This is a genomic window from Cyanobacteriota bacterium (assembly GCA_025054735.1).
Lineage (GTDB): Bacteria > Cyanobacteriota > Cyanobacteriia > SKYG9 > SKYG9 > SKYG9.
In genome coordinates, this window is the sequence record JANWZG010000465.1 from 1 (window position 1) to 2769 (window position 2769).

Below are 2769 nucleotides of genomic sequence, written 5' to 3' on the forward strand. Positions count from 1 at the left end.
AGAAGGTGGTGAGCAGTTCTTTGAAGAGGCGATCGTGGTCAATCATGGCGTGCCTTGGGATGGCAGGACGAGTGATGGGGTGACTAGCAACCTATGCATCGGAATGAATCATCAGCATAAATCAATTTTGAATCAGTTGATTGTGACACAGGATTGACTAGCTGAAGGGTGTGGTCGATCGCGCCTTTGCCGAGCCTAGCCCTCAATTTCACCGTTGCTGCTGGTGCGATCGTCAGTGCCAAATCAAGGGTTTAGGATTCCAGACAGGTGATAGGATTGTTTCTCATGCTATGCACCTTATTGCAGGACATTTCCTCAGTTTTTCACCCTAGATGACCTACCCTATGACCCATCCCTACCGACTGGAAAAAGACTCTATGGGAGAGCGCCAACTCCCGGACAGTGCCTATTACGGCATCCAAACTCTGAGGGCAATGGAAAATTTTCCTATCAGTGGCCTGAGAGCGCTGCCTACTTACATTGATGCCTGTGTGCTGATTAAAAAGGCAGCCGCGATTGCCAATGGTGAGTTAGGGTGCATTCCGGCTGAGCTGAGTGCCGCGATCGTCCAAGCCGCCGATGAGGTGCTAGCAGGTAAGCTGCGAGATCAGTTTGTGGTGGATGTTTACCAGGCAGGAGCGGGTACTTCTCACCATATGAACGTCAATGAGGTGTTGGCGAATCGGGGACTGGAACTGTTGGGCGACCAAAAGGGTAACTACCAACGTCTTAGCCCCAATGACCATGTGAATTATGGACAGTCAACCAATGACGTGATTCCCACCGCCATTCGGATTGGTGGCTTGTTAGCCCTAGAACGAAGCCTATTTCCCGCCCTGTCGCAGGCGATCGCCAGCTTGGATACCAAAGCTCAAGAGTTTAGCCACGTCGTGCGATCGGGCAGAACCCACCTGCAAGATGCTGTTCCTGTGCGTCTAGGTGCAACCTTCCGAGCTTGGGCGCAGATCTTAACGGAACATATGATTCGCATTGAGACTGCCTCTGGAGATCTCACCTTGCTGGGCATTGGTGGCAGTGCAGTTGGTACCGGACTTAATACCCATCCCCAGTATCGCTTCCGAGTCTGCGAGATTTTGTCGCAGTTAATTGATCATCCCCTGCGTCCAGCCCCCCACCTGATGGCCGCCATGCAGAGTATGGCTCCCTTTGTGAACGTGTCTGGAAGCCTGCGTAACCTGGCTCAGGACTTGGCCAAAATTTCCCATGACTTGCGCCTGCTAGACTCAGGCCCCAAAACTGGCTTCAAGGAGATTCAACTGCCGCCCGTGCAACCTGGATCCTCAATCATGCCAGGGAAATATAATCCCGTGATGGCGGAAATGACCTCAATGGTGTGTTTCCAGGTGATGGGCTATGACACAGCGATCGCCGTTGCCGCCCAAGCCGGACAACTAGAACTGAACGTGATGATGCCGCTGATTGCCTATAACCTCATCCACAGCATCGAGTTATTGGGCAACACCTTGGCAGCCCTAACGGAGCGTTGTCTCAAGGGAATTACTGCTAACGTTGATCGCTGTCGCGCCTATGCTGAGGGTAGCCTAGCGTTAGTTACTGCCCTAAACACCCACATTGGCTACTTGAATGCTGCGGCGATCGCCAAAGAATCTCTAGAAACAGGCAAATCGTTGCGACAACTGGTGCTAGAAAAGGGCCTAATGACAGAAACTACCCTAGCCGATGTGCTGAATCTGGAACAAATGAGCCAAATGCCTCAGGACGATCCCAAGCTAGAGCACTAGAGTAAGGTGTAAGCTACTAGGCCAACACATCAGGGTGTCTAAACGGTGTTTAAACACTGGCATGATGATTTCATTGATTAAACAGTTTTTCTATGCAGTTGATTAATGCTCGCCTACCAGGGGCGATCGGACTTTACCAGATTCACCTTGATGACCATAGCATCATTCGCATGATTCAACCCATGGAGGGGGGACTAGTTGATGCCGTGATGGATTCTTCCACCCTAGACCTGGATGGCGACTGGGTTTCTATGGGTGGTATTGATCTTCAAATTAACGGTGCGCTAGGGTTGCCGTTTCCCGATGTTCAACCAGGGGATGAGCCTAAGTTACAAGCAATCTGTGAATTTCTCTGGCAACAGGGCATTGATGCCTTTTTGCCAACGATCGTCACCTCTTCCATAGACAAAATTCAGCAGGCCCTAGCTGTTTTCACACAGGTCACAGGTGCTCGCTGTCAGGTGCTAGGTGATTCCTCACCTACTGTTCCACCAGTCCCGACTACACCTACTGTCTCTACGATTGCTTCTAAAACTGCAAGGATTCTGGGAGTCCACTTGGAAGGCCCTTTCCTCAACCCAGAGAAGCGAGGGGCACATCCTGCGGAACACCTCTTGCCTTTAACCATCGATAACATCAAGCAAGTTCTAGGCCGCTATGCCGATGTGGTGAAGGTCATGACCCTGGCCCCAGAGATGGATCCTACTGGTGAGGCGATCGCCTATCTGCGTAGTTTAGGCATTACAGTCAGCCTAGGACATTCCCAAGCCACTGCTCAGCAAGCCCGACAAGCATTTGCCCAAGGTGCCACTATGGTGACCCATGCCTTTAACGCCATGCCTGCCTTACACCACCGAGAACCTGGCCTCTTAGGAGCAGCCCTCATCAATACCAAGGTGATGTGTGGGTTTATTGCCGATGGTGAACATATTAGCCCAACGATGTTGACGCTGTTATTGCGGGCAGGGGAGTACGATCGACGGTTATTCCTCGTCAGTGATGCTCT

General features: G+C 51.5%; 2 protein-coding genes. Both read left to right on the forward strand.

Translation table 11 applies throughout. The features are described 5' to 3' along the window. The first annotated feature begins 344 nt into the window (after positions 1–344). On the forward strand, positions 345–1763 hold the full coding sequence (locus NZ772_16855) for an aspartate ammonia-lyase (GenBank protein MCS6815225.1): 1419 nt from the start codon (positions 345–347) through the stop codon (positions 1761–1763). Positions 1764–1855: 92 nt separating this feature from the next. Further along, a partial coding sequence (locus NZ772_16860; protein ID MCS6815226.1) for an N-acetylglucosamine-6-phosphate deacetylase occupies positions 1856–2769 on the forward strand: 914 nt, incomplete at its 3' end.